This is a genomic window from Streptomyces mashuensis, assembly GCF_014654785.1.
GTDB classification, from domain to species: Bacteria; Actinomycetota; Actinomycetes; order Streptomycetales; family Streptomycetaceae; genus Streptomyces; species Streptomyces mashuensis.
The window spans coordinates 519,156-543,726 of record NZ_BNBD01000002.1; the positions used below are offsets into that span (position 1 = coordinate 519,156).

General features: G+C 69.8%; 32 protein-coding genes. 11 read left to right on the top strand and 21 right to left on the bottom strand.

Features of this window, described 5'->3' with window-relative positions; translation table 11 throughout:
* Positions 1-329: 329 nt before the first annotated feature.
* The 4 genes from IE305_RS07610 to IE305_RS07625 form a co-directional block, all read right to left on the bottom strand.
* Positions 330-788 (bottom strand): carboxymuconolactone decarboxylase family protein, encoded by a 459-nt coding sequence (locus IE305_RS07610; protein WP_190128661.1) that lies wholly within the window; start codon positions 786-788, stop codon positions 330-332.
* A gap of 70 nt (positions 789-858) precedes the next feature.
* Positions 859-1,749 carry an RNA polymerase sigma factor SigJ gene (gene sigJ / locus IE305_RS07615; protein WP_190128662.1) on the bottom strand — a complete coding sequence of 297 codons (891 nt, stop codon included), beginning with the start codon at positions 1,747-1,749 and terminating at the stop codon, positions 859-861.
* Positions 1,750-1,867: 118 nt separating this feature from the next.
* Positions 1,868-2,599 carry a hypothetical protein gene (locus tag IE305_RS07620; protein ID WP_190128663.1) on the bottom strand — a complete coding sequence of 244 codons (732 nt, stop codon included), beginning with the start codon at positions 2,597-2,599 and terminating at the stop codon, positions 1,868-1,870.
* Between the two features lie 220 nt (positions 2,600-2,819).
* Complete coding sequence (locus IE305_RS07625; protein WP_190128664.1) at positions 2,820-3,266, bottom strand: hypothetical protein; 447 nt, start codon at positions 3,264-3,266, stop codon at positions 2,820-2,822.
* Positions 3,267-3,667: 401 nt separating this feature from the next.
* Between IE305_RS07625 and IE305_RS07630 the strand changes: the two genes are divergently transcribed.
* From IE305_RS07630 to IE305_RS07640, 3 genes are all read left to right on the top strand, one after another.
* A complete protein-coding gene (locus tag IE305_RS07630; protein ID WP_190128665.1) occupies positions 3,668-4,417 on the top strand; it encodes a dienelactone hydrolase family protein in 750 nt (249 codons plus the stop codon).
* A 116-nt stretch (positions 4,418-4,533) separates the two neighbouring features.
* Positions 4,534-5,130 (top strand): TetR/AcrR family transcriptional regulator, encoded by a 597-nt coding sequence (locus IE305_RS07635; RefSeq protein WP_190128666.1) that lies wholly within the window; start codon positions 4,534-4,536, stop codon positions 5,128-5,130.
* A gap of 91 nt (positions 5,131-5,221) precedes the next feature.
* Positions 5,222-6,433: an MFS transporter gene (locus IE305_RS07640; protein ID WP_190128667.1), complete on the top strand. Its 1,212-nt coding sequence runs from the start codon at positions 5,222-5,224 to the stop codon at positions 6,431-6,433.
* A gap of 49 nt (positions 6,434-6,482) precedes the next feature.
* Here IE305_RS07640 and IE305_RS07645 read toward each other — a convergent pair whose 3' ends face one another.
* From IE305_RS07645 to IE305_RS07660, 4 genes are all read right to left on the bottom strand, one after another.
* Entirely contained in the window at positions 6,483-7,289 is an 807-nt protein-coding gene (locus IE305_RS07645; protein ID WP_190128668.1) for an inositol monophosphatase family protein, read from the bottom strand.
* A gap of 60 nt (positions 7,290-7,349) precedes the next feature.
* Complete coding sequence (locus tag IE305_RS07650) at positions 7,350-8,105, bottom strand: Type 1 glutamine amidotransferase-like domain-containing protein (protein ID WP_190128669.1); 756 nt, start codon at positions 8,103-8,105, stop codon at positions 7,350-7,352.
* Between the two features lie 12 nt (positions 8,106-8,117).
* Complete coding sequence (locus IE305_RS07655; RefSeq protein WP_190128670.1) at positions 8,118-9,320, bottom strand: serine hydrolase domain-containing protein; 1,203 nt, start codon at positions 9,318-9,320, stop codon at positions 8,118-8,120.
* Between the two features lie 71 nt (positions 9,321-9,391).
* Positions 9,392-10,315, bottom strand: coding sequence for a helix-turn-helix transcriptional regulator (locus IE305_RS07660; protein WP_190128671.1), 924 nt, complete (start codon positions 10,313-10,315; stop codon positions 9,392-9,394).
* 207 nt (positions 10,316-10,522) lie between these two features.
* On the opposite strand from IE305_RS07660, the gene IE305_RS07665 reads away from it, so the two are divergent.
* Positions 10,523-11,581 carry an aldo/keto reductase gene (locus tag IE305_RS07665; protein WP_190128672.1) on the top strand — a complete coding sequence of 353 codons (1,059 nt, stop codon included), beginning with the start codon at positions 10,523-10,525 and terminating at the stop codon, positions 11,579-11,581.
* A gap of 44 nt (positions 11,582-11,625) precedes the next feature.
* Entirely contained in the window at positions 11,626-11,922 is a 297-nt protein-coding gene (locus IE305_RS07670) for a putative quinol monooxygenase (protein ID WP_190128673.1), read from the top strand.
* 24 nt (positions 11,923-11,946) lie between these two features.
* Here the strand turns inward: IE305_RS07670 and IE305_RS07675 are convergent, their stop codons facing one another.
* The 6 genes from IE305_RS07675 to IE305_RS07700 all read right to left on the bottom strand — a co-directional run bounded on the left by IE305_RS07675 (position 11,947) and on the right by IE305_RS07700 (position 14,939).
* Positions 11,947-12,306, bottom strand: a complete 360-nt coding sequence (locus IE305_RS07675; protein ID WP_190128674.1) for a hypothetical protein — start codon at positions 12,304-12,306, stop codon at positions 11,947-11,949.
* Between the two features lie 30 nt (positions 12,307-12,336).
* Entirely contained in the window at positions 12,337-12,720 is a 384-nt protein-coding gene (locus IE305_RS07680) for a hypothetical protein (RefSeq protein WP_190128675.1), read from the bottom strand.
* 30 nt (positions 12,721-12,750) lie between these two features.
* A complete protein-coding gene (locus IE305_RS07685; protein ID WP_190128676.1) occupies positions 12,751-13,155 on the bottom strand; it encodes a hypothetical protein in 405 nt (134 codons plus the stop codon).
* 83 nt (positions 13,156-13,238) lie between these two features.
* Positions 13,239-13,685, bottom strand: a complete 447-nt coding sequence (locus tag IE305_RS07690; RefSeq protein ID WP_190128677.1) for a hypothetical protein — start codon at positions 13,683-13,685, stop codon at positions 13,239-13,241.
* Between the two features lie 210 nt (positions 13,686-13,895).
* Entirely contained in the window at positions 13,896-14,084 is a 189-nt protein-coding gene (locus IE305_RS07695; protein ID WP_190128678.1) for a hypothetical protein, read from the bottom strand.
* A 336-nt stretch (positions 14,085-14,420) separates the two neighbouring features.
* A complete protein-coding gene (locus tag IE305_RS07700; RefSeq protein WP_190128679.1) occupies positions 14,421-14,939 on the bottom strand; it encodes a GNAT family N-acetyltransferase in 519 nt (172 codons plus the stop codon).
* Positions 14,940-15,045: 106 nt separating this feature from the next.
* Between IE305_RS07700 and IE305_RS07705 the strand changes: the two genes are divergently transcribed.
* The 6 genes from IE305_RS07705 (at position 15,046) to IE305_RS07730 (ending at position 21,841) form a co-directional block, all read left to right on the top strand.
* A complete protein-coding gene (locus tag IE305_RS07705) occupies positions 15,046-15,657 on the top strand; it encodes a hypothetical protein (protein WP_190128680.1) in 612 nt (203 codons plus the stop codon).
* A 246-nt stretch (positions 15,658-15,903) separates the two neighbouring features.
* A complete protein-coding gene (locus tag IE305_RS07710; RefSeq protein ID WP_190128681.1) occupies positions 15,904-17,394 on the top strand; it encodes a family 2B encapsulin nanocompartment shell protein in 1,491 nt (496 codons plus the stop codon).
* A gap of 89 nt (positions 17,395-17,483) precedes the next feature.
* Complete coding sequence (locus IE305_RS07715) at positions 17,484-18,752, top strand: family 2 encapsulin nanocompartment cargo protein terpene cyclase (protein WP_229890681.1); 1,269 nt, start codon at positions 17,484-17,486, stop codon at positions 18,750-18,752.
* Between the two features lie 107 nt (positions 18,753-18,859).
* Positions 18,860-19,738, top strand: a complete 879-nt coding sequence (locus IE305_RS07720; protein ID WP_190128683.1) for a geranyl diphosphate 2-C-methyltransferase — start codon at positions 18,860-18,862, stop codon at positions 19,736-19,738.
* A gap of 72 nt (positions 19,739-19,810) precedes the next feature.
* A complete protein-coding gene (locus IE305_RS07725) occupies positions 19,811-20,332 on the top strand; it encodes a DinB family protein (protein ID WP_190128684.1) in 522 nt (173 codons plus the stop codon).
* A gap of 129 nt (positions 20,333-20,461) precedes the next feature.
* Positions 20,462-21,841, top strand: a complete 1,380-nt coding sequence (locus tag IE305_RS07730; RefSeq protein WP_229890682.1) for a UDP-glucose dehydrogenase family protein — start codon at positions 20,462-20,464, stop codon at positions 21,839-21,841.
* Here IE305_RS07730 and IE305_RS07735 read toward each other — a convergent pair.
* The 7 genes from IE305_RS07735 to IE305_RS07765 all read right to left on the bottom strand — a co-directional run bounded on the left by IE305_RS07735 (position 21,784) and on the right by IE305_RS07765 (position 24,492).
* Positions 21,784-22,068 carry a hypothetical protein gene (locus tag IE305_RS07735; protein ID WP_190128685.1) on the bottom strand — a complete coding sequence of 95 codons (285 nt, stop codon included), beginning with the start codon at positions 22,066-22,068 and terminating at the stop codon, positions 21,784-21,786. The two genes, IE305_RS07730 and IE305_RS07735, sit on opposite strands and share 58 nt — an antisense overlap.
* A complete protein-coding gene (locus tag IE305_RS07740) occupies positions 22,061-22,513 on the bottom strand; it encodes a hypothetical protein (protein WP_190128686.1) in 453 nt (150 codons plus the stop codon). Before IE305_RS07740 ends, IE305_RS07735 begins: the two co-directional genes overlap by 8 nt.
* A 27-nt stretch (positions 22,514-22,540) precedes the next feature.
* Positions 22,541-22,858 carry a hypothetical protein gene (locus tag IE305_RS07745; RefSeq protein WP_190128687.1) on the bottom strand — a complete coding sequence of 106 codons (318 nt, stop codon included), beginning with the start codon at positions 22,856-22,858 and terminating at the stop codon, positions 22,541-22,543.
* A gap of 48 nt (positions 22,859-22,906) precedes the next feature.
* On the bottom strand, positions 22,907-23,377 hold the full coding sequence (locus IE305_RS07750; RefSeq protein ID WP_190128688.1) for a hypothetical protein: 471 nt from the start codon (positions 23,375-23,377) through the stop codon (positions 22,907-22,909).
* Positions 23,378-23,408: 31 nt separating this feature from the next.
* Complete coding sequence (locus IE305_RS07755) at positions 23,409-23,666, bottom strand: DUF7660 family protein (RefSeq protein ID WP_190128689.1); 258 nt, start codon at positions 23,664-23,666, stop codon at positions 23,409-23,411.
* Positions 23,663-24,031 (bottom strand): hypothetical protein, encoded by a 369-nt coding sequence (locus IE305_RS07760; RefSeq protein ID WP_190128690.1) that lies wholly within the window; start codon positions 24,029-24,031, stop codon positions 23,663-23,665. Before IE305_RS07760 ends, IE305_RS07755 begins: the two co-directional genes overlap by 4 nt.
* A gap of 104 nt (positions 24,032-24,135) precedes the next feature.
* The gene (locus tag IE305_RS07765) at positions 24,136-24,492 is read right to left on the bottom strand and encodes a barstar family protein (protein WP_229890739.1); all 357 of its coding nucleotides are present in this window, start codon (positions 24,490-24,492) and stop codon (positions 24,136-24,138) included.
* Between the last annotated feature and the right edge of the window lie 79 nt (positions 24,493-24,571).

Consider the following 24,571-nt stretch of genomic DNA (forward strand, 5'->3'; position numbering starts at 1 on the left):
GGCGGGCGCCGGGGGCCGTCCGCTGCGCGTCCGTAGGCGCCACCCCGCATCACGCAGGCGAACGCCCCACGGGGGAACCCGAAGAGAACCCGCCGCTCCGCGGCTCAACAGGGCGCACCCGGCACCGCAGACGCACACCACCCGCAGCGCAACTACGCCGCTTCGCGGCTCCGGGCGGGGAGGGCGGCGGCGGGCGCCGGGGGCCGTCCGCTGCGCGTCCGTAGGCGCCACCCGGCATCGCGACAGTGAACGCCACAGGGGCGACCGCCGAAGCGAAACCCGCCGCTCCGCGGCTCAACGGGCGCACCCGGCGCCGCGTCACGTCGAGGTCAGCCCTCCACGGCGTACCGACTGGTGATCGCGACACGGTTGAACGCGTTCATCAGGGTGGCGATCCAGGCGATGGCGGAGACCTGGTCCGCGGTGAGTACGGCCGCGGCGGCGTCGTAGTCCGCGTCGCTGACGTGTCCGTCGGACACGCGTGTCACCGCCTCGGTCAGACGAAGGGCGGCGCGCTCGGGCTCGGAGAAGTAGCCGGTCTCCTGCCATCCGGGCAGGACGGCGATGCGGTCGGGGTTCTCGCCCTTCTTCAGGGCGTCGCGGGTGTGCATGCGCAAGCAGAACGCGCAGCCGTTGATCTGGGAGACGCGGATCTTCAGCAGCTCGACCAGGAGCGGGTCGAGGCCCGCCGCGGCAGCGGCCCCTTCGACCTCGGACCAGAGGGCGATGAGGGCCTTGTACGCGGCCGGGTGCTGCTTGCCGATGTTGACTCGCTGGGGGGCGTTCATTGTTCCTTCGATTCGTCGCTCGTGCGCTGTGTCATCAGGGAGACGAGACAGCCCCCGCAGGTGTGACGGCTCAGACGCGCGTGAGTTTGTCGGGATTGAGGACCCGGCGGTACGCGGTGATCAGACCGTCGGCGATCTGGACGGTGTCCACGGAGTGGACCCGGCCTTCGCAGTGGAAGACCAGGGCGAGCTCGCCACCGACCTCGGCGAGGTCGATACGGTCCGGATGCCACTGGCGCCCCACGCGCACCATGATCTCGGCGATGCGCTCCCCGCCGTGGACGAGCTTGCGCGCCGCGGAGACGTTGCCGCCGCCGTCGGTGACGAAGACGGCGTCCGGGTGCAGGAGCCTGACCAGGCCGGCCAGGTCCCCGGCCTCGTACGCGGCGCGGAAGACCTCGAGGACGCGTTCGCGCTCCGCTTTCGACGCCTGCGGCACGGACTGCTTCGCCTTGGCCACCCGCCGTCGCGCCCTCGAAGCGAGCTGCCGGGCGCCCGGTACGGAGACGTCCAGCACTTCGGCGATCCTGCCGAACTCCAACCCGAAGACATCGTGCAGGACGAAAGCCACCCGCTCCGGGGGGCTCAGCTCCTCCATGATCAGCAGCATCGCCGAGCTGACGGACTCGTCGACGAGTACGGGCTGCGACGCGTCGGGACCCGTCAGCAGTGGCTCCGGCAGCCACGGTCCGACATAGCTCTCCCGACGGACACGGGCACTCCTGAGGATGTCGTACGACCGCCGCGCCGCCACCGTCACCAGCCAGGCCCGCAGGTCACCGATGTCCTGCAGGTCCGCTCCGGCCGCCCGCAACCACACGTCCTGGGTCACGTCCTCGGCATCGGCCACGCTCCCCAGCAGCCGGTACGCCACACCGAAGACCGCGGGCCGGTGACTCTCCCATCCGGCTCCGAGCGGGTCCTCCTGCTCGGACCCCGCGGACCCGTGCCCGTCACCCATGCAGATCGCAACCTCCTCCAGCGCCGATCCAGCGTAGCCATCCGAACCCGGCCCCTCCCCGCGCACACACCGAGCGCAGTGACCGGACGCCGGCCGAAGAGACGGATCGGAGGGACGGCTAGGACTCACTCCGTACGCGGAGGGAGACCGTGGTGGGGGACTCGGAGTCCCCGAGGCCGACGGCCAGCACCACCTTGTCCTCCTCCCGGCCACCCCGCAGCGCGGGAAGCGCGGCCTGGCCGCGGGCGTCCGTGGTGACGAGAGTTTCGGTCGTGCCGTCGCTGAACGTCGTGCCACCGTCGGAGCGCACACGGCACGTGAGCGGTACGCCGGGGATGGGCAGGCCCTTGCTGACGTACTGGACCACGCCCGAAACCCCGGTGAGTTGACCTGGCGCTGTCTCGGTCACGAGTTGGGACACGAACCGGGTTTCCCCCAGCGCACTTTCGGGGTCGTCGGGAATCGGGTACTGCCCGATCGACGCGTTGGCCGGGTTGGTGTACCAGACGCATTTGCCGTGCTGGTCCACCCACAGCCCCAGGGCGTCACCGCCGTTCGGCAGGGACGGGCCCGGCAGCTCGGTGATGCTCTTGTCCGTGCGGAAGCGTGAGATCCCCTTGCTGGTCGCCACCCAGAGATTTCCGTCGGCGCCCAGCATCATTTGCCGAGGCGCGCCCCAGCTGGAGATGTACCGCTGCGTCCAGCTGCGGAGGGCCGTGTCGTACCGGCAGATCTGTGGGGGATTCTCGGTGCCCACCCATATCGCGTCCCCATTGGGGCCGGCGACGACGTGAACCGGCTTCTGGCTGCTTCCCCAGGGGAGCGGTATGGGTTGAGGCTGCTCGTCCATGGCCGGGGTGTACCTGTACAGGCTGTTCGTTTTCCGCGGGTAGTCTCCTGAACTGGCCTGGCCCGTCGCCCAATAGGTGCAGTCGGCGGGCGTTCCAGCCCCAGGGGGAGCGGTGACGGCCACGGACCAGAGCCAGGTGTCGTAGATGGGGTTCTCCCGGGGTCGGGAAAGAGATATTTGCCGGGAATTCCGGATTCATCCTCCGAGTCGCAGTATCCGATCATGGTGTGCACGGGTTCGGCGAATATGACCCGGTAGGAATACACACGGGTCGTGGATCACGCGTTTCCGTATAGGTCATGAGCCGCGTGAGGGTCTGCGGCAGCGGCTCGGAATCGAGAGTGAACTGCGTGAGCACCTTCTGATTCACGATGTCGTACTGGATGATCGGGTACTCCGCATACGAGGGAGAGGCGATCCATACGGACTTCCTCCCGTCGGTTCGCAGCGCGCGGGGGTCCGGAACGATCCCGGCGGAGGGGATGGGGACATCGTTGCCGGTCGGGAGTTGACTGGCAGGGCTTGCCCGGTTCACTTGGACGAGTCGGCTGTTGTCGGTCGTCACCCAGAGGTATCCGTCCTGCCCTAGGGTGACGTACTGCGGAACAGGCGGAAAATCGGTGCCCTTGAGAAGAGGATATTCCACGGGTTCGCCGGCGCCCGGCATTCTGGACCACTCCTTCGATGCCCCGCCCAAGAGTGAAGTGTCCACTGTCGGCCCGGCATCATCACCACGCAAGCGGCTGCCGGGAGTTTGGCCTGAACGCGCGGCGTGAGGTTCGCATTCCACTATTCCTGTGCGGCAATTCCGTTGCGCGCGCCGCCGTGAACGGTGCGCCGGAGCACGGCTCCCGGTGTGCGTGGGGCCCTCGCGCAGGGGGCAGCCCGCGCAAAAACCGTTTGGCGGACCGGCGCGGGTGCTGCTAGGTTTCCGCCAGGCCGTGCGAGAGAACGAGGAGGTGGTACCCGTGAACGCAGTATCGACGTGGGTGCTCCCCTCCGGGGTCACGGTCGGGCGATAGGTCGTCCGGGAGCGCCGGTTCACAAGCGCTCCGAAAGGGAACGACCATGCACTTCACTTCTGAACGGCGTCTGGACGACGGTGTCGTCGAGCGTGAATTCACCCTCGGTGAGATCCCCGGCATCCTGTGGACGCCCGCGTCCGCGCCGGACTCCGCGTCCGCGGCGGCGCCGCTGATCCTGATGAGCCCGCCTCCGCTCGGGCTGCGCACAACGTACCCCCGGCTGGCCGGCCGGGCCCGGTACTACGCGGCGGAGTACGGCTTCGCCGCGGCCACCATCGAGCTGCCGGGGAGCGGCGAACGGCCCCGTTGGGCCGCCGCCGAGGAGGCCCGCGCGGCGCTGCGCCGGGCGATGGAGGCCGGCGAGCCGGTCGGCGCCGAGATCATCGACGCCCTCGTCCTCCCGCTGGTGGACAGGGCCGTGCCGGAGTGGCAGACGGCTCTGGATGCCCTCCTGTCGCTGCCCGGAATCGGTGGTCCGGTCGGGTACGAGGGGGGTCTGATCTCCATCGGCGTCCGGCTGGCGGCGGTCGAACCCCGCATCGTGGCCGCGGTGTTGTTCGCGGGGAGTCTCGTGCCCGCGGCCATGTTCGAGGAGGCCCGCCAGGTCACCGTTCCGCTGCAGGTCCTGCTGCAGTGGGACGACGAAGGCAACGACCGGCAGGCGTCGCTGAACCTGTTCGACGCCTTCGGCTCGAAGGAGAAGACGCTGCACGCCAACATGGGCGGCCACACCGGCGTCCCGCAGTTCGAACTCGACGCCGGGGCCCGGTTCTTCGCCCGGCACCTGAAGTAGGACCGGGGGCTGCGGGCCCCTGCCCACCCGGCAGGGGCCCGCACTGCCCGAAGCGCAGCTCCACCAGGCAGTTGCCGGTATTGCAACGCGCGATCCAAAACGGCTAGGGTCGCGCCATGGCCCGACCGCGGATGTTCGACGAGGAACGGGCCCTGGACGCGGCGATGCGCACGTTCTGGGAGAAGGGCTACGAGGCCACGTCCACCCAGGACCTGTGCGCAGCGACGGGGCTGGGGCGCAGCAGCATCTACAACACGTTCAAGAGCAAGCGCGACCTGTTCGAGCGTGCGCTGGCGCACTACATCGACACCACGACCGCCACCCAGCTGGCCGTCCTGGAGGACACGCGTCACCGTGCCGCCGACCGCATCCGCACCCTGTTCGAGATCATCATCGACGGGGAGACCGAGCACCGGGCGGGCGGCCGCAGCCTGGGCTGCCTGACCGTGAACACCACGGTCGAACTGGCCGGCCGCGACAGCGCGACGGCGGCCATGCTGGAGCGTGACCTGGCCCGCAGACTCGCGATGATGCGCGCGGTGATCGAGGAGGGCCGCCGGGACGGCAGTGTCACGTCCCGGCGGGACGCCGATGCGCTGGCCCGCTTCATCAACGCGGCCATCGGCGGTATGCGCATCTCGAGCCAGGGCGGCGCCGACCGGGCCGCGCTGGAGTCGATCGCGGAAGTCGCCCTCGACGCCTTGACCCACTGATCCGCACTCCGCCCCGGACAGCGCTCACCCATGCCCAAGTTTTGTACTGACCTATCCATAATGCTTGCGTGAACCCCGAGGAGACAGAACCGTGCCCCGCGCCGTATACGTCCTGGCACTCGGCATCTTTGCCATGGTGACCAGCGAATTCGTGGTCGCCGGACTGATGCCGCAGATGGCCGACGGCCTGCATGCCACCGTGCCGCAGATCGGGTACCTCATCACCGCGTTCGCGGTGGCCATGTCGGCCGGCGGGCCGTTCCTCACCGTGGCGCTCATGAAACTTCCGCCGAGGACGGCGCTCATGGTGCTGTTCGCCGTCTTCCTGGCGGGCAACGTCCTGGCTGCCACCGCGACCGGCTACGCCACGATGATGGTGGCGCGGATCACCACCGGCATCGCCTCCCAGGCGTTCTTCGGCGTGGGCATCTCGCTGTGCGCACAGATCACCCGGCCGGAGGTCCGGGGCCGCGCGATTGCGGTCGCAATGAACGGCCTCATGCTCGGCACGCTGCTGGGACTGCCGATCTCCACCCTGGTCGGCGAACGGTTCGGCTGGCGGGCGGCGTTCTGGACCATCACCGCCATCACCGTGATCGCTGCCGTGACGACCTTGTTCGGCGTGCCCCGCATCGAGCGCGCGGAGGGCGGCGGCGGGTTCCGGCAGGAGGCCGGCGCCTTCAAGAAGCCCCGGCTGTGGCTGGTGCTGTCCACCAGCACGCTGATCATTGGTGCCACGTTCTCGGCCTTCAGCTACTTCAACCCGATCCTCACCGGCCTCACGGGTTTCGCGGCCGGCACCGTCCCGGTCCTGCTGATCGCCTACGGCGCCGCCACCGTCGTCGGCAACACCGTCGTCGGCCGCTTCGCCGACCGCCACACGGTCCCCGTTCTCACCCTCGGTCTGGCCCTCAACGCAGTCTTCCTGGCGGGCTTCGCCCTCCTCGCCGACGTGCCCGTGGCGGCCGTCGTCTGCATGATGGGCATCGGCCTGGTGGGCGTCACCATGAACCCGGCGATGGTGACCCGCGTCCAGCGCACCGGAAACGCCGGCCCGCTGGTCAACACGGTTCACTCGTCCTTCATCACCCTCGGCGTCATCCTCGGCTCCTCCATCGGCGCCGTCGTGATCGACAGGTGGGGCCTGCGCGCCCCGCTGTGGCTCGGCGCGACCATGGCCCTGACCGGCCTGGCCACCCTCCTGCCCGACCTCACCCGCCGCTCCGTCCCCCCGACGGCCGTTGTCCCCGCCTCCCGCCCGGGTTCGCCCACCACCACCCTGCAAGGAGCCGGAAGCGAGTAGGGAGGGCTCGCTGCCGCGGCCCCTGCTGGTGGGCGCCGAGGTCGTCCTGCTACCTGCCGCTGCCCGGCCGGGTGATCGCCGACATCAGCAGCCCGTGGGTCTCGGCGTCGGCGGCCACCACCAGCCCACGGCCCGACTCGCCGACCGGGCCACCGTCGATCCCCGTGACGACGCAACCGGCGGCCCGGCACAGCGCCACACCGGCAGCAAAATGCACGCTCCCCGACAAGTCGCCGCCATCGGTGACGTAGGCGGCGCGCTTGCCGGCCGCGACCCAGGCCAGCGCGAGCGTCGTGGACACCACCCGCGGGCGGAACCGTTCGACGAACCCGGGGTGGGCGAGCAGGTCCACGGCGCGGAAGCCGGGTGCGTTCGGGAACGGCGGGTCCAGGTTGACGTCCACCAACCGGGTGGCGGCCGTGGGAACCAGCCGTGCGTCGGCACCGGCGTGCCGTACCCAGGAGGACTCGCCGTCCGTGAAGAAGACCTCGCCGCTGAACGGGTCGGCCACCGCCGCCGCACCGTTGCGCAACGCCACGTTGACGGCCACCAGCATGTTGCCCACCGCGTAGTTCAGCGTGCCGCACAAGGGGTCCACCAACCACTGGCGCGCCGCACCGGCCGCGCCCTGCTGCCCGCCTTCCTCGCCGAGGACCGCGTCATCGGGCCGGGCAGCACGGATGACGCCCAATATGGCCTTCTCGGCCTCCACGTCGGCGTCGGTGGCGAAGTCACCGGCACCCTTGTCGATACGGCCGAGCCGCTGCCCGTACATACCGCGCACGACATCCGCACCGGCACGCGCCGCGGCTATCGCGACCTCGGCATCGTCGGCATTCGCATAGGAGTTGATCACGACGCGCAGAATAGAGGGAAACTCCTCCTGGCCGCCGACTTCCGCTCGTCCGCCGAGGCCCTACGCCTGTGGAGCCGGCCGCCGTGAGGAGCCGGTGAGCAAACGGCACGGCACCGCGCGTTCCTCCACTCCCCCACCCCCGCTCCCGCCCCCTCCCGGCTCCACCCGGTACAGAACAGCCCCCGGCGTACGCGTCACCGCTTCCGTCAGCACGCCGTCCGTGAAGAGGGCACCGACGCCGTCCTCCACGGCCCAGCCGGCCGGGAGAGCGCCCGCAGCCACCGCCGCCCGGTAGGACGCGCGACGGCCCGGCTCACCGTCGTAGTGGGGGCAGACCGAACCCGGCAACAGGCCCAGCCCGTCGGCGAGGTGAGTGAGCGGGCCGAACGAGTCGGTGTGCGAACCCTCCGCCCAGCAGTTGGCCCCGGCGCTGATGCCGCACAGCAGAACCCCGCGGTCGAAGGCTTCGCGCAGCACCTGGTCCACGCCGTGCGCGCGCCACACCGCCAGCAGGTTCGCGGTGTTGCCTCCCCCCACATAGATGACGTCCTGGGAAAGGAGGAACGTGCGCAGCGCGTCGTCATCCAGGTTCCGCCGGAACAGCTGCAACACGCTCGGCTCGCAGGAGCGTGACGCGTACGCCGCGAGAAACTGCTCGATGTAGGCAGGGGCGTCACCACTGGCCGTCGGGACGAAGCACACCCTGGGCCGAGGGGTGCCGACCTGGCCGAGCACCCAGCCGTCCAACAGGTCGTCCTCGTCGGTGGAGAAGCCACCTCCGAGGAGAGCCAGACGGCGTTCAGCGATGGCAGTCATGAATGTGCACCCTCAGCCGCAGAGCGCCGCGCTCACGATCCCGCGGGTCGCCGTGTCGGCCTCCGTCGACTTCGTGAGGTTGCGGTTGAGCGCGAGGGTGACCTGCCGGCGGCCGTCCGCCGTCATGAAGCTGTACGTGTTGTACCCGGCGACACTGCCACTGTGCCCCCACACGGGCTCCTGCTGGGGGCAGTAGTTGGCGTTGCTCTCCAGGCCCAGCCCGTAGGAGCGGCCCGGCCGGTCGCCGTCCATCGCCCGCATCGTGCGCATCTCCCGCAGCATCTGCGGCGGCAGCAGCTTGCCGTCCGCCAGCCCGCGGTAGAACGTGTTCAGGTCGTGGGTGGTCGAGATCAGCGTGCCGGTGGCCCAGATGGCCGCGGGGCTGTACTCCGTGAGGTCCGTCGGGGCGGCGGTGGGGCCGTCCAGCCATTCGTAGCCGTTCATGTGCGCGCCGGGCAGCTGCGGCGAGGTGGGGAAGGACGTGTCCTTGAGGTGCAGGGGGCGGATGATGCGCCGAGTGATCTCCCCGCCGAGGTCATGACCGGTGAGGCGTTCCACCAGCAGGCCCAGGACGACGTAGTTCGTGTTGGAGTACCCCCACTTCCCCGGCTCGTCGGGGTCGAAGTTCCAGCCCGTCTTCACGGCCTTATCGACGGCCTTCGCCACCAGCTCACGCGGTGTGTACCGGGCGGTCCGCAGAGTCCTCAGCGCATCGCGATCCTCCTTGATCAGTACCTCGGTCAGGTAGTCCGGCAGCCCGCTGGTGTGGTGCAGCAGCTGCCGCACCGTGACGCGCTCCCCGTGCTTCCCGGCCGGTATCAGGCCCGGCAGGTGGCGCTCGATGGGGTCGTCGAGCCCGGCCTTCCCCTCCGCGACCAGCTGGAGGACCACCGTGGCGACGAAGCTCTTCGTCACGCTGCCCGCGCGGAAACGGTCACCGGCCTTCACCTGCCGCCCGCTGCCCAGGTCCGCGACACCACTGGTCCCGCGCCACACGTTGCGCCCCTCCCGCACCTCGACGGTGGCACCGGGCACGCCCGCCGCCACCGCGGCGTCCAGCGCCCGCTGCACGGCGGCATGCCCGCCACTGCCGTCCAGGCCCGCACTCGCACTCGGCGTGGCCGCCTCGGCCGGCACCACCACCGCCGCCGGGGCCAGAACGGCGGTGGTGGCGAGCAGCGCGGCGGCAACGGTGGTCTTGCCGGACAGTCCCATGGGGCACCCAGGCCTTTTCTCTCGGCACGAACTGATGAACTGATGTGCCGTCACGCTATGGCCCCAGCCCACTACTGCGGATCATGATCAAGGCGGATTCGCCGAGCCCCATCCCCTAGGGGAACCCCCAGCGCGCTCTCCTGGGCCCACGACGCCAGGAGCCGCAGGGCGGTCTGCGACGAAGATCCCTCCTCCACCGTGTGCGCGATCAGCGCCTGGTCCGGGTCGTCGGGGAGCCGCAACGTCTCGTAGCCGAGGTCGAGTTCGCCGACCACCGGGTGCCGGTAGAGGTACCGGCCGTGCGTCTTGTCCTTGAGCTGGTGCTCTGCCCACACCTCCCTGAATTCCGCACTCTCCCGCGTGAGTTCTTCGATCAAGGCCGCCGTCTGCGGGTCGTCCGGGTGACGACCCGCAGCGAGCCGGAGATACGCGGCCACATCGCTCGCCTTGCCGCGCCAGTCGGCGTACAGGCTGCGCATCCCCTCGTCCAGGAACACCAGGCGGGCCAGGTTCCGCCGGCACGGCGGCAGCGCGCCGAAATCCGTGATCAGTGCCGCCGCGAGCCGGTTCCAGGCCAGGACGTCGGTGTTCCGGCCGACGATGTACGCCGGTACGTCGGCCGCCGAGTCCAGCAGCCGGCGCAGCCCCGGCCGTACCTGCTGCAAAGGCGGTGAAGACGGCTGCTCGTCCCGGCCGCGGTCCGCCTCCGGCCACGGCCGTGCCAGCCGGTACAGGTGCTCGCGCTCCACCGCGTCCAGGCGCAGGGCGCGCGCGACCGCGTCCAGCACCGCCTCGGAGAAGTGCAGCGTACGTCCCTGCTCCAGCCGTACGTAGTGGTCCACGCTCACCCCGGCCAGCCGGGCCAGCTCCTCCCTCCGCAGCCCGGGGACGCGCCGCCGTCCGCCGTAGTCCGGCAGCCCCAGCTCCTCCGGCCGTAACCGGGCCCGGCGGGACCGGAGGAACTCGCCCAGTTCTGCACGTCTGTCCAAAGTCATGGGCCAAGTATCCGCATCGCGCTCCTCTCCGTCGGTTGTCCAGCCTGGTCACGCCATGCCCAGGCACCGGCTGCCACTGGGTGTTCCACCGCCCGGCGACCAGAGTGACATGCAGCGCCGGAACGGACCGGCGCTCGTCCACAACCCCCCTTGTCCAGTCGGACAATCCGACCGGGCGATCTGCAAGATCTGGAGAGACGCATCCTCATGGCCACCACGCACCTGCCCACCCGCCCCCTCGGCAGCACCGGCATGGACATCACCCGCGTCGGCCTCGGCTCCTGGGCCGTGTCCGGAGGCGGCTGGTTCTTCGGCTGGGGCGACAACGACGACGCCGAGTCGGTCGCCGCGATCCGCCACGCGGTCGACTCGGGCGTCAACTGGATCGACACCGCCGCCGTCTACGGCCTCGGCCACTCCGAGGAGTTGATCGGCAAGGCCGTCGCCCCCCTGTCCGAGGCCGACCGCCCGTACCTCTTCACCAAGGTCGGCCTGGTCTGGGACCCGGAGAACCCGCAGGCCGCACCCCGCCGGATCATGAAGCCGGCCAGCGTGCGCCGCGAGCTCGAGGACTCGCTCCGCCGCCTGGGCGTCGAACGCATCGACCTCTACCAGGTGCACTGGCCGGACACCGGCGAGTCCCTGGAGTACGTGGGCGGCGACGGCAACGGCGCCGTCTCCCCGAACGCCACGCCGCTGGAGGAGTACTGGCAGGTCATGGCCGACCTGAAGGCCGAGGGCAAGGTCCGGGCGATCGGCCTGTCCAACCACTCCCCCGAGCAGCTGGCCGCCGCCGAACGCATCGCCCACGTCGACGTCGTCCAGCCGCCGTTCTCGGCGCTCCACCGTTCCGCCGCGGACGAGATCGCCTGGGCACACGCCCACGGCACGGGTGTGATCACGTACTCGCCGCTCCAGTCGGGGCTGCTCACCGGCACCTTCTCCGCCGAGCGCGTCGCCAACCTGCCGGCGGGCGACTGGCGGACCGCCCACCGGGACTTCACCACCGGCCTGACCGCCAACCTCCACGTGGCGGACGCGCTGCGTCCCGTCGCCGACCGGCACGGTGCCACCGTCGCCGAGGTGGCCATCGCCTGGGTGCTGGCCTGGCCCGGCATCACCGGCGCCATCGTCGGCGCCCGCAAGCCCGGGCAGGTCGACGGCTGGATCGGTGCGGGTTCGGTGGAACTGACCCCCGCCGACCTGGACGATATCGCCACGGCGATCACGGAGTCCGGCGCAGGCACCGGCCCCGCCCGCCCCTGACCCGTCCCCCTCCCCGTCCCCTCTCACAAGGAGAGCACGTCGCCATGACCCTCACCGTCGTCGCTGAATGCCTGGCCGCACCCGGCCAGGAGGACAGGCTCCGCACCGCCCTGGAAGCGATGATCGAGCCGTCCCTGGACGAGCCCGGCTGCCTCGCCTACCGCCCGTACGCCGACCCCAACGACCCCGCGCGCATGGCCGTCGTGGAGGAGTGGACGGACGAGCAGGCCCTCACCGACCACTTCGCCACCGCACACTTCCGGCACGTGAAGGAGGTGCTGGAACAGGTCCTCGCCGAGCCGATGACGATCCGCAAACTGGTCGCGGCACCCGGCGAGTGACGAACCGGTGCTCGCTCACCCCGGCTACGCACTCGCGACCAGGCGGTCGACGACGGAGAACCCCGTTCCGCAATCCGTGCACACCGCCTGGCCGAAGAGATGCAGCAGCCTGTGGGCGAGCACCGGCTGCCCGTCGGCGAGGGCCCGGTCGTGGAGGCGCCTGCCGTGGCCGTCCAGCTGCAGGGGATCGGCGGGGCGCAGCGGCGCCTTGCCGGCCTCCTCGGCGTTCTCCAGCTTCTCCAGCGCGTAGTCGTCGCTGCACGAGAAGAAGCCGTCGTCACCCATCGAACCCAACACGAGGAACAGGTCCACCCCGCAGCAAGGACAGTCGACCTCGCATTCGCCTTGCGCCAGGCCGTCCAGGTGCTCGCCCCAGACGTCCACGGCCTCTGCGGCCTCCCCGCCCTCGAAGGCTCAGGCTGCCTGGAGCAGGTTGACGTAGTCCTCCGTCTCCAGAGGCAGACGGAGGCATTCTGCGGTCAGCCGCGAAAGCTCGGCGATGTGCGGCGCCTGAGCCTCGCACGCGGCAACGCCCTCGGCCGTCCGACGCGCGCAGGCGACAATCGGGCCCGCCGCGAGCAGGGCCCAGCGCCGATCCACCGGCCTCAGGCCGGCTGCCATGCGGGCAAGGCGGGGAAGTGCCGCGAAGCTCGCCGAGAAGGCAGTGTCGAGCACCGGGCACAGCCGGTCCATCAGCTCGGACCACGCACCACCGGGGTCGGCCTCGAACCGGTCGAGGAGAGCGGGGACACCCTCCGCGGAGCCGTACGCGTCACTGAGACCGGACCAATCCGTCATGGCCGAATCCAAGCAGATGGCTCACAGCCGTCACGGCTCCAGGTCCGGCTCGAGCTCCAGCGCCTTGGTGGCAGCCAGGTAGCCCGCGATCCTGAACGCCAACTCGTGGGAGCCGAACGCGTCCGCCCTGACGTGCCGCAGCACCGCCCGCGTGGCGACTGCGCCCACCCGAATATGGTCCTGCGCTGTGGATCGCAGCCGTTCCTCCATGCCCGACGCGACCGCGGCGAAGAAGCGGGGCAGGTCCTCGGCGGGCTCGTACGCCGCCCCCGCTGCCTCCGCCACTCCCCCGGCCACCTCGAAGGCGAATCCCGCCTCCGCCGGCTCGAAATCCACCGTGATCTCCGCGAAGTGCGGCGCGCAGTTGATGCGCCGGTGCAGCACGTGCACCCCGCGCAGGGGGCGGGAGGGGAACGGGGAGCGCGCCGACGTCATACCGCAACCGTAACGTGGGGAAAGGGAGACGGCCGGGCCCGTCGCACGGGTCCGGCCGTCCCTCCGGCTGTTGCGCTCCGCGCCTACTCCTCGTCGTACGGGCGCACGTACTCCAGCGTCCAGGTCTCCTGGAACTCCGGCTTGGGCGGTACGACCTCCAGTTGCGCACCGCGGTGGCCGGCGCGCAGCGCGAGGCCCTTGTCGGACAGGATCTTGACCCCGCCGATGACGCGCTCGAACGTGAACTTCGCCCACTCACCGCGCGGGACGCTGTTCACGTACAGCTTGTCCTCGTGGATCACGAGGCCCGCTTCCTCGTGGGCGGCGAGCCGGATGACGTACGGCGCGCCGGGCACGGGTTCGGCGGGCTCGATGACCCACTCCTGCTCGATCGGGAGCGGGTTGAGTCGGTCGGTGATCACGGGGGCGCCGAACTTGATGGCGTGCTCCGTGGCCGTGATCAGGGCGGACGGACCGATGATGTGGGCGTGGACCTTGTAGATGCCGGGCTTGACCGGAATCGGAGGCATGCGCGGGGACTCCCCTTCTCTCGCACGATCCACGTACGCCGGCGGTCGGTTGCCGGCGCACGTCCCACCATCACGGCCCGCCCGACCGCCGCCCAGAGCGAGATGCGGCCAAGTCGACAACGGCGCGGACCGATCGATCACGGGTGCGAATCGGCGTACGCATCGGTGTGCGCGCCGGCGTACGCATCACCCTGCGCACCGGCCTGCGCATCAGCTCCGGCAGAGGCCGTGGGCCGCGCCGAGCAGGCCCGAGGTCTGCTTCGGCGTCGTACCGAGCTCCCCCATCGACTTCTTGAACTGGTCGCCGAGCGCCGCACCGCGAATCGTGCAGAAGGCGTTGCCGTGCGCGAGGAGCTTCTCGTCGCTGATGTGGTCCAGCTCGGGGTACTGCTTCCGCACGGTCCGGAGATAGACGACGCCCAGCACACCATTGAGCGGCTGCGCCTCCGCGGAAGCGGAAGCGGAGGGAGAGGGCGCAGCGACGGAAGCGGAAGGCGATGGCGCCGCCGAGGCCGCACCGGAAGCTGCGCGGTCGTCGCCGCCCGGCGAGTCACACCCCGCGACGCCGGCCACGACAGCAGCCGTGAGGGAGAGAGCGAGCAGGGCAAGACGCTTGGACATGAATCTCCTGAATCCGAATGAAGCGACGAGCATTGTCCCTCATGCCCGGAATGACTCGCCAACGGATAAACGGACGACTCAGGTCACCACTCAGGTCACCACTCACGTCACGCCTCAGACACCGAAGGGCTCCGCGTAACGGATCGTGCCGCTCGGCAGCGCGTGCGCGTCGTCCAGGGCGAGGGCCATGAGGGCCTCGTCCGGGACGTCGAAGGTCACGCCGATGCCGTGGACGGAGGCGCGGGTGAAGCCGAAGCGCGGGTAGTACGCGGGGTGACCGAGCACGACGACGTACCGCTCGCCCTTGTCCCGCGCCGCGCGCAGCACCGCCCGTACGGCGGCCGAGCCGGCGCCGCTCCGTTGCAGTTCGGGTCGTACGGCGACGGGGGCGAGGCACAGCGCCGGCGTGGCGTCGATGTGGCAGCGGGTGAGGAGCGCATGGCCGACGGGCACGTCGTCCGCATCGGTGACGACGACGGAGAGACCGTCGATCCAGGCACGGTCGGCCCGCAACGCGTCCACCAGGTCCGCTTCGAGCGGGGTGGGGAACGCGGCGAGGTGGACCGCCCGAACGCCGGCCACGTCGCTGCCGGTCTCGGGTCGGGTGGTCCATCGGGGGCGGGTATGAGGCATGGCGGGTAAGGAATCCGTTCCGTGAGACAGCCGGCGAGTGCGGGCAGGGTGGCCGGACCGCCGGGCGTTTGACCTCGACCCCGCTTGACGTTCAAGGATCGGGCCCATGACGCGACTTCACGAGCTCCTCCACCCCTCCGCGGGCACCATCCTCATCAGCGAATGGCTCACCGGCACCACCGAACGGGCACGGGCGGCCGCGGACGCGGTGGCGGAGGAATGGGCGGCGGGAGAGGCGCCGCCGGCACGCCTCTCGCAGCACATGTTCGTCGACACGGCGGGCAGCGGGCTACTGCATTACGCCCAGTGGACGAGCGACGAGGACCACCTCGCCTGGGCGCGCGAGTACCGCGGGTCGGTGATCAGCCGGGTCGACACCCGCGTACCGGGCATCGAACGCCCGGGGCTCAACCGGACCCGGCTGCGGCGGAGCCTGGTGCACGACGAGGAGAGCCCGGCGGGCGTCCTCGTCGTCACCATGGGCCGGCCCGACGCGCACGAAGAACCGGTTCCGCAAGCTCCCGGCCTGCTCGCCGAGCACCTGCACGTGACAACGGACGGCGAGCGCGCGATCGTCTTCACGGAGTGGACGGACTCAGCCGCGTACGAAGCGTCGACGTCGGTGGCAACGGCCACGGCCGCGGACCCGTACGCGAAGGCGCCGCACGCCAAGACGTCGCACGCGAAGACGAAGACGTACATACTGCACTCCGCCTAGCTGCCGTTACGGCGATTTCACGCCATCTCCCCGCCATCCGTAACCCCGGACGAAACGGCGCACCAGTGCTACGGGCGACTGCCTCGCCGTTGCCGCACCAGGCGGCGAACGGGCCGAAAACATTGACGTGAATGCGCTCAACGCCCACCGGGCCGTACTCGACCAACATCATCTTCGCTGCTTCACTGGCGCGGCCGGAGAAGCCTCTCCTTCTCCCTCCCCCTCCCCTCCCCAGAAAGGCCCCGGATGTCGACGCAGCCCTCGTGGCATCAGCCCGATCAGCGGTCCGATCAGCGGTCCGCGGGGCGGGCACAGCTCAGCCTGGGCATCGCGGCGGCGCGCAATCTGGCGACCACCACCAAGTCCGTGCCGCAGATGCAGGGCATCAGCTCGCGCTGGCTGCTGCGCCTGCTGCCCTGGGTGGAGGTCAAGGGCGGTGCGTACCGGGTCAACCGGCGCCTGGTGTACACCGTCGGCGACGGGCGGGTGACGTTCGTGCAGGAGGGCGCCACCGTACGCGTCGTCCCGGCCGAGCTCGGCGAACTGCCGCTGCTGCGCGGCTTCGACGACCACGACGTGCTGCGCGCCCTCGCCGACCGCTTCGAGCAGCGGGAGCTGCGGGCGGGCGAGGTGGTGGCGGAGGCGGGCCGGCCCGCCGACCACGTGTACCTGGTCGCCCGCGGCAAGGTGGAGAAGACCCGCCCGGGGACGTACGGCGAGCCGCACCGGACGGGCGTCGTGACCGACGGCGGCATCATCGGCAGCGACGTCATAGAAGACGTACAAGAAGAAGACGTACAAGCAGGAGTACGGGAAAGGGAGGCCCGTGGCCCCCGTCCCTGGGGCTTCACCGCGCGCGCACTGACCCCGTGCACCGTCCTCGTCCTTCCCCGCACGGCGTTCGACGAGGTCGTCGCCCACAGCGAGCGCCTCCGCGCGCACGTCGCCCGGCGCCGGGCAGAGGCGTCGCGGCCGCGCAACAAGCGCGGCGAGGCCGACATCGCCCTCGCCTCCGGGCACACCGGGGAGCCCGTGCTGCCGGGCACGTTCGTGGACTACGAGCTGCGGCCGCGCGAGTACGAACTGAGCGTGGCACAGACGGTCCTGCGGGTGCACAGCCGGGTCGCCGACCTCTACAACGACCCGATGGACCAGCTCGAACAGCAGCTGCGGCTCACCATCGAGGCGCTGCGCGAGCGCCAGGAGCACGAGCTCGTCAACAACCCCGAGTTCGGGCTGCTGCACAACGCCGACCACGGGCAGCGCATCCCGACCCACTCCGGGCCGCCCACGCCGGACGACATGGACGAGCTGCTCAGCATGCGGCGCGGCACCAGCGCGTTCCTGGCGCACCCGCGCGCGATCGCCGCGTTCGGCCGCGAGTGCAACAAGCGCGGGCTCGCCTTCGGCGAGGCCGACGTCAACGGTCACCGCGTGCCGGCCTGGCGCGGCGTCCCGATCTACCCGTGCGGAAAGATCCCGGTCACGGAGCAGGGCACGTCGTCCATCCTCGCGATGCGGACGGGCGAGGCGGAGCAGGGTGTCGTCGGCCTGCGCCAGACCGGCATCCCGGACGAGTACGAGCCGGGCCTGAACGTGCGGTTCATGGGCATCAACGACCAGGCGATCATCTCCTACCTGGTCAGCACGTACTACTCGGCGGCGGTGCTGGTGCCGGACGCGCTGGGCGTCCTGGAGGACGTCGAGGTGTTCCGGCCGTCCGGCGACGCCGGCTGAAGCCGACCGAGAACGGCGAGAACGGCGAGAACACCGAGAACCGCGAGACCGGCGAGAAACGGAGAGATCCGGTGTCACTGCTTTCCCGCATGTCCGCGCCCGCAGCCGGCCACGAGGTGGCGAGGCTGGCGGCGGCGGTGCTGGCGGGCCGCCCGGGGGTGCCGGGCGTACCGGGTGTTCCAGGCTTTCCGGGTGCTCCGGGGACGGCGCCGGTCCCGGCGGCGGCGTACGTACCGCCGTCCGCCCGGCTCTCCTCCCGTTCCGTGCTGCCCACCGGCCCGACGGGGCTCGGTACGAGCGCGCTACGGATCACCGCGCGCCGGGCGGAGCCCGATGCCGTACCCGGTTCCGGACCCGGGTCCGTGCCCGGCTCCGTACCCGAGGGCGCCCCCGATTCCGTCCCCGACCTCTACTGCCCGCCCCACCTACGGGACGACCCGGCCCTCGCCCATGAGGTCAACGACCGGCTGGTGGACTGGGCCGCCGAGACCGGCATCTACCCCGGCCGGCTCGACCGGGTCCGCGCGACCGACTTCGGGCGGCTGATGATGCTCGCCCACCCCGGCACCGACGACCCCGAACGGCTCCTCGCCGCCGCCCGGTGCGCGCTCGCGGAGTGGGCCACCGACGACTACTACTGCGACGACGAGACCACCGGCGCCGGCCCCGCCCTCCTCGGTGCCCACCTGGGCCTCGCCTATACGGCGACGGACCCGTCCCACCCCCCGGCCCGCCACGCCCCCGAGGTCGCCCAGGGGCTGCGCGCCGATCCCGTACGGGTCGCCCTGCGGTCGTCGTTCGAGCACCTGGCGCGGTACGCCGACCCGACGCAGACGGCACGGCTGCGCCACGAGATCGCGGTGCTGTTCGTCGGCTACGGGCAGGAAGGGTCGTGGCGCACCTCCGGGCGGATGCCGGCCGTGTGGGAGTACCTCGCCCACCGGCAGATCAACAGCTTCATGCCCTGCATCGCGCTGGTCGACGTGGTCGACGGCTACCGGCTCGGCCCCGCCGAGTACGACGACCCGCGCGTACGCCGCGCCGTCACCATGGCCGCGACCGCCTCCACGCTCGTCAACGACCTGTACTCGCTGGCGAAAGAACAGGACTCCGGCGGCGTCGAGTTCAGTCTCCCCACCGTGATCGCGGCGGAGGAGGGGTGTTCGCTCGGCGAGGCCGTCGAGCGCAGCGCCGCCGTCCACGACGAGCTGGTGCACACCTTCGAGCGCGAGGCCGCGGCGCTGGCGGCGACCGGTTCGCCGGAGCTGCGCCGGTTCCTCGCGGGGGTCTGGGCGTGGCTCGGCGGCAACCGCGAATGGCACCGCGGCAGCGCCCGCTACGCGGCGCCGGGCTCCTGACGCCCGGCCCCACACCCGTACCCGTACCGCCGTAGCCGCATCTGCACCGCCGCATCCGTACCCGTACCGCCCGTACCCGTATCCCCACTGCAAGGAGCACCACCCGCATGACCACGGCCTCCGCCCCCTCTTCCACCCCCGTCGGGCCCACCCCCGTCCTCCGTACCGCGTACCAGAAGGCCGTGGCCGACTACTGGAACGACGAGAAGGACCCGGTGAACCTGCGCCTCGGCGACGTCGACGGCCTCTACCACCACCACTACGGGCTCGGCGACTACGACCCTGCCGTCCTGGAGGGCCCCGCCGACACGCGGGACGCGCGCATCATCGAGGAGATGCACCGGCTGGAGTCGGCGCAGGCCGAGGTGCTCCTCGACCACCTCGGGCCGATCGCCCCGGGCCACCGCCTCCTCGACGCCGGCTGCGGCCGCGGCGGCACGAGCATCATGGCCAACCTGCGGTTCGGCTGCGAGGTCGACGGTGTGTCGATCTCGGAGGCGCAGGTGGAGTTCGCCAACGGGCAGGCGCGGAAGCGGGGCGTCGACGACAAGGTCCGCTACCACTTCCGCAACATGCTGGACACGGGCTTCCCGACGGGGGCGTTCCAGGGCATCTGGAACAACGAGTCCACGATGTACGTCGACCTCTTCGAGCTGTTCGGCGAGCACGCGCGCCAGCTCGCGTACGGCGGGCGGTACGTGTGCATCACCGGCTGCTACAACGACGTGACGGGCGGCCGGTCGAAGGCGGTCAGCCGTATCGACGAGCACTACACGTGCAACATCCACCCGCGCAGCGCGTACTTCAAGGCGATGGCGGCGAACGGCCTCGTGCCCATCAACGTGGTGGACCTGACGGCCGCCACCATCCCGTACTGGGAGCTGCGCGCGAAGTCGTCGGTGGCGACGGGGGTCGAGGAGCCGTTCCTCACCGCGTACAAGGAGGGCAGCTTCCACTACCTGCTGATCGCGGCGGACCGCATCTGACACCTGCCCCTGGTCGCCTGCGTGACGGAAAAACCCTGGACGCAGACGCAGTTGCCACGAAACATGAACGGCATGACGACGACAACGCGTACCAGTAAGCCGCCCACGTGGGACGAGCCGACCTCGCTGGCGACGATGCTCGACTACGTGCGGGCGACGGCGATCGCCAAGTGCGAGGGCCTGTCGGCGGAGGACGCGCGCCGCCCGCTGCTGCCGGACTCGCCGCTGATGACGCCGTGCGGACTGATCGGTCACCTGCGCTGGGTCGAGGCGTTCTGGCTGGAGGTGGTGTTCCTCGGCGGCGAGGACCGGATGCCCTGGTCGCCGGAGGACCCGGACCGCGAGATGCGGCTGGCGCAGGACGTGCCGCTGGAGAAGCTGGTGGCGGAGTACGAGGCGCAGGGCGCGCGGTCGCGCGAGATCCTGGCGGCGCACGGCCTGGACGAGACGGCGCGGAGCACGGTGAAGGTGCTGAAGGACGGCCGTCAGCCGGCGCTGCGCTGGATCGTGCTGCACCTGATCGAGGAGACGGCGCGGCACAACGGCCACCTGGACATCATCCGCGAGCTGACGGACGGCGCGAAGGGGATGTAGGGGATGCAGGGCATGGAGGGGTTGCGGGGGAGCGCCCGCAACCCGGCCGGGCCGTACGGGCGCTAACCTCACCCGTCCGGCCCAGCGACGGTCCTCACGGGAGGGCATACCGCCAGGTACCGGGCTTCCATGACTGCCATGCGAATAGCCGTCATCGGGCAGGGCTACGTGGGCGTGACCGGCGCTGTTGCACTGGCGCAGGGCGGTCACCAGGTCACCGGCGTGGAGCAGGACGCGCAGCGTCTGGCGGCGCTGCGGGAGGGCCGGGCGCCGGTGTTCGAACCGGGGCTCCAGGAGGAGCTGTCGCTCGCGCTGGCGACGGGCCGGCTGCGCTTCGCGCGGTCGGTGTCGCCGGTGCACGCGGAGGAACCGTTCGACGTGGTGATGGTGGCGGTGGGCACCCCGCCGGGCCCGGACGGTTCGGCGGACCTGTCGCAGGTGACGGCGGCGGTGCAGCAGGTCACGGCGCTGGTGCCGGCGCCGCTCCTCGTCCTGAAGTCGACGGTGCCGCCGGGCACGAGCGAGATGCTGCTGCGCGGTTCGCCGGGGCTGCGGGACCGGTACGCGTACAACCCGGAGTTCCTCAACCAGGGCAGCGCGCTGGAGGACTGGCTGGCGCCGTCGCGGGTGGTCGTGGGGGTCGCGGACCGCCGCAACCTGCCGTTGCTGCGGCAGATCCACGGCCACACGGGCTGCCCGTGGGTGGTGACGACGCCGACGAGCGCGGAGATGGTGAAGTACGCGAGCAACGCCTTCCTCGCCACGAAGATCAGTTTCGCGAACGAGATCGCGCGGCTGTGCGCGGGCCCGGAGTTCCACGTGGACCAGATCATGCAGGGGGTGGGCAGCGATCCGCGGATCGGGCACGCGTTCCTGCAGCCGGGGCTGGGCTTCGGCGACTCGTGCCTGCCGAAGGACACGGCGGCGCTCGCGAACTGGGCGGCGGCACGGGGCATTCGCCTGCCGCTGCTGCACGCGGTGCGCGAGGTGAACGAGGGGCAGCCGGGGATGGTGGCGGAAACCCTGCGCCGCGAACTGGGCACGGCCCTGAGCCGGGCGCGCATCGCGGTGCTCGGCGTCCGCTACGAACCGTGGAGCGACGACCTGCGGGCGGCGCCGAGCCGCACGGTGATCCCCGGCCTGATGACGGAGGTGGCGGAGGTACGCGTGTGGGACCCGGAGGTGGACGCAGAAACGGTCACCCGCCTCTTCCCGGGCGCCGTACCGTCCCCCGACCTGCCGTCGGCGACGGACGGGGCACACGCGGTGGTGATCCTCACGGAGTGGCCGGAGATCATCGAGGCGGACTGGGCCTCCCTCACCCCCCGCCTGGAGGCCCCCCGCCTGATCATCGACGGCAAGAACTGCCTCTACCCGGGCATCCTCCAGTCCCTCCCCCTCCTCTACCGCAGCACCGGCAACCGCTTCCCCCTCCCCACCCCGACCCCGGCTCAGCTGGAGGTCCCACCCACCGTCCAGCAACCCGAATCGAGGGACGGCGCGGGCTGAACGGTGGTCGGCGGATAGTCGGCGTAATAGATCCGCTCGGCCCAGTACTCGGGCATCTCGTGCTCGATGAGATCGGGCGACTCGGTGAACGACAGATGCCCCCACACGTCATTGACCCGAGCAACGGCCTCGGCCCGCGAAATCCCGAAGAGCCGCACCATCTCGTCGACGACCTCCCGCAGATACGCGAGCACACCGGGCACGGCAACCATGAGGAACTCACTCACGCCGACCTCCGGCTGGGAGTTCCTCGGCGACGGCCCAGTAGTCGTACTCCTCCGTCGTGACCGCACAGATGCGCCGGCAGTCGAGCGACATGGCAACGAATTCGGGACCGCCTTGATGGACGAGATGCGATGCAAGATCGGCGTCGTCCGACCATCCGATCAACAGCCAGCCGAGCTCACCAGCCCCCGGCCCGGCCAGGCTCAGAAAAAACTTCCCGTCTTCGCCGAACAAGCGGAACTCACGTGAAATCCGAAGCCATTCCTGACCGACCAGCCCGAGCGCCCCGTCAACATCCTGTCCGACCGTTGCCGCAGGCTCCGTCTCGAAACCCGCGACGACCCGCCACGCATCCAACGTCGCCACCGGAAGGTCCACGCCCACGCCCATCAGGGACAGCCCACTCGCGGCGACCTTGCCCTGCCAGCCACTGTCATGATCACTCATGAGCGGTCACTCATTCAACTCCCCCGACTACGGAACACCCAAAAGCTCCATCACGCGGTCACACACCCTGTTCGAGAAGCTCGACACTTCCCGATCCAAGCCCCCTCCGCTTTCGGCGCACCTCTCGATCTGCCACTCGCAGAAGAGCGGAGCGAACCACAAGAGCTTCACGAAATCGGGGTGCAGCGGCTCCCCTTCACCGATCTCGATCCTGTCGAGCAGTTCCAGGTAGCCGTCCGCCAAGGCCGCGTCATAGTCACCGGCCCGCATCTTTCCGAGAACCCCGGCCTCGGGATCCCATGCCAGGTCCAGAGCTTCCAGAACTTCTGGCTCGGAATGCTTCATTTCCGGACCCCGGCCACAAACCATGAGCACGCCCAGCCGGCCAGCACTTCAATCCTCCCTTTTCGAATTCAACCCACATTCGGAACGAAACGCGACATACTCCCACTCCTCCTCGAAGAAGACGACCATCACCCGCCTGTCACCCGAGACCAAGCAGAGGTCATTTCCCACGCCTTCTCTCAAGGAGGTCACCCAGTGCGATCCAGTGATCCGCACGGATACCCAAGGGAAGTTCTCCATCCCGGTGCGGACATAAAACTGATCCCTTACACCCGCATCCCCCAAGAAGCGCAAGTACCAGGCGTCGACCTGCTCACCTTTCACACCCCCGGCAAGTCTCGCTTCAGGCACCGACCCAATCTGCAGAAGCGACTGCCACACCCGAGGCACCCACTCAGGAAGCACTTCGTTCGGGATGAAACCAATAATGGACAATCCCGTCAGCTTTTCGGTCAAATCCGCGACTCTGGCTTCTTCCGCCTTCAACGTCAGCCTGCGCCGCAGTTCGCTGCTCGACATCGCCTCTCCCTCTCCCCGGAAGGACAGCGACCTACTCGTAGACGAACGCAGCAGCAAAGATCATGGCAATCGTCTTCCAGTCCGGATTCTTGGGCGTCTCCTCACCCTGGTTGGCGAAAAAACCACTCATGTCGTGCACCCAGTAGCCTGCAGCTCTCACATAGTCGACGGACGTCCCGTTTTCCATGGGGTGCTCTCCCGACTCCACGCTCCGCGCCCGGTCGAGCAAGTACTGCGCCAGCTCCTCACGAGAAGTCACGCTGAAAGCGTCAAACTCCTGACCACTCATTGGACGCGCTCCTCCATATCACCGAACTCGATCAGATCTTCGACCGCCCGTCGAAGCCAGTCGTTGAAATGAGCGAACCGCCGCGACTGCTCCCACCCGGCGGAGGCGAAATCATGGATGATCACGACATCCCCATGTTCCAGGTCCCAACAGGCGACGTCGTCATTGTCCTCTCGCCGCGCAAAAGGAACCAGCTTGCGCTTCGGGTAGCGCTCACGAAGGCCGCGCACCCTCCCCCGCAGCTGCTCGCCATCCAAAATCCACCAAGGCTCGAGATTGGTCAGTCCCAGCTCGACCACCCGAATGAACTGAGGAGGATAGGTGAAACCCTCCGGCAGCTCCGCCGCCACCAACAGTTGAATCATGCGCTCATCGTCAACCACAAGACGCAGAGCTTGATGGCGAACGACCGCCTCGACGCTCCGCCAACTTCACTCGACACCGCCCTCGCCCACACGCAAATCACCCCTCAGACGGTGATACACCGCTCGACATCCCCACGCAGTCCCTCGACCTCCTCGGAGTCGCAGAAGAGAAGGAGATTGAAAGGCACACCCTTCCCACCCGGCTTGCCATGAGGATTCGCCCATTCCATAGCGACCCGATGCAACGTCTTGAAGAAGATCTCCCTTTCGTCCGGGGCGCCCGAAAGCAACCTACCGGAGTTGGAGATGACGGTCAGATAACGATCGGCCGGCCTCCAGTGCAGATCCCGCAAACAGTCAAGCAGAGCATTCCAGTTCCAGCCGAAATAATCTGGGAAGCGAAACCCTTCCCAGAACTCCTCGAACACTCCATCGGAAGTAAGCATCTTTTCGCCATCCATTCGTGCCACGACACTGACTCCTGACGGTGGCACCGCTTCGACCAAGGGATGGGAGACAGCGCTTGAAAGGACGTGGAAG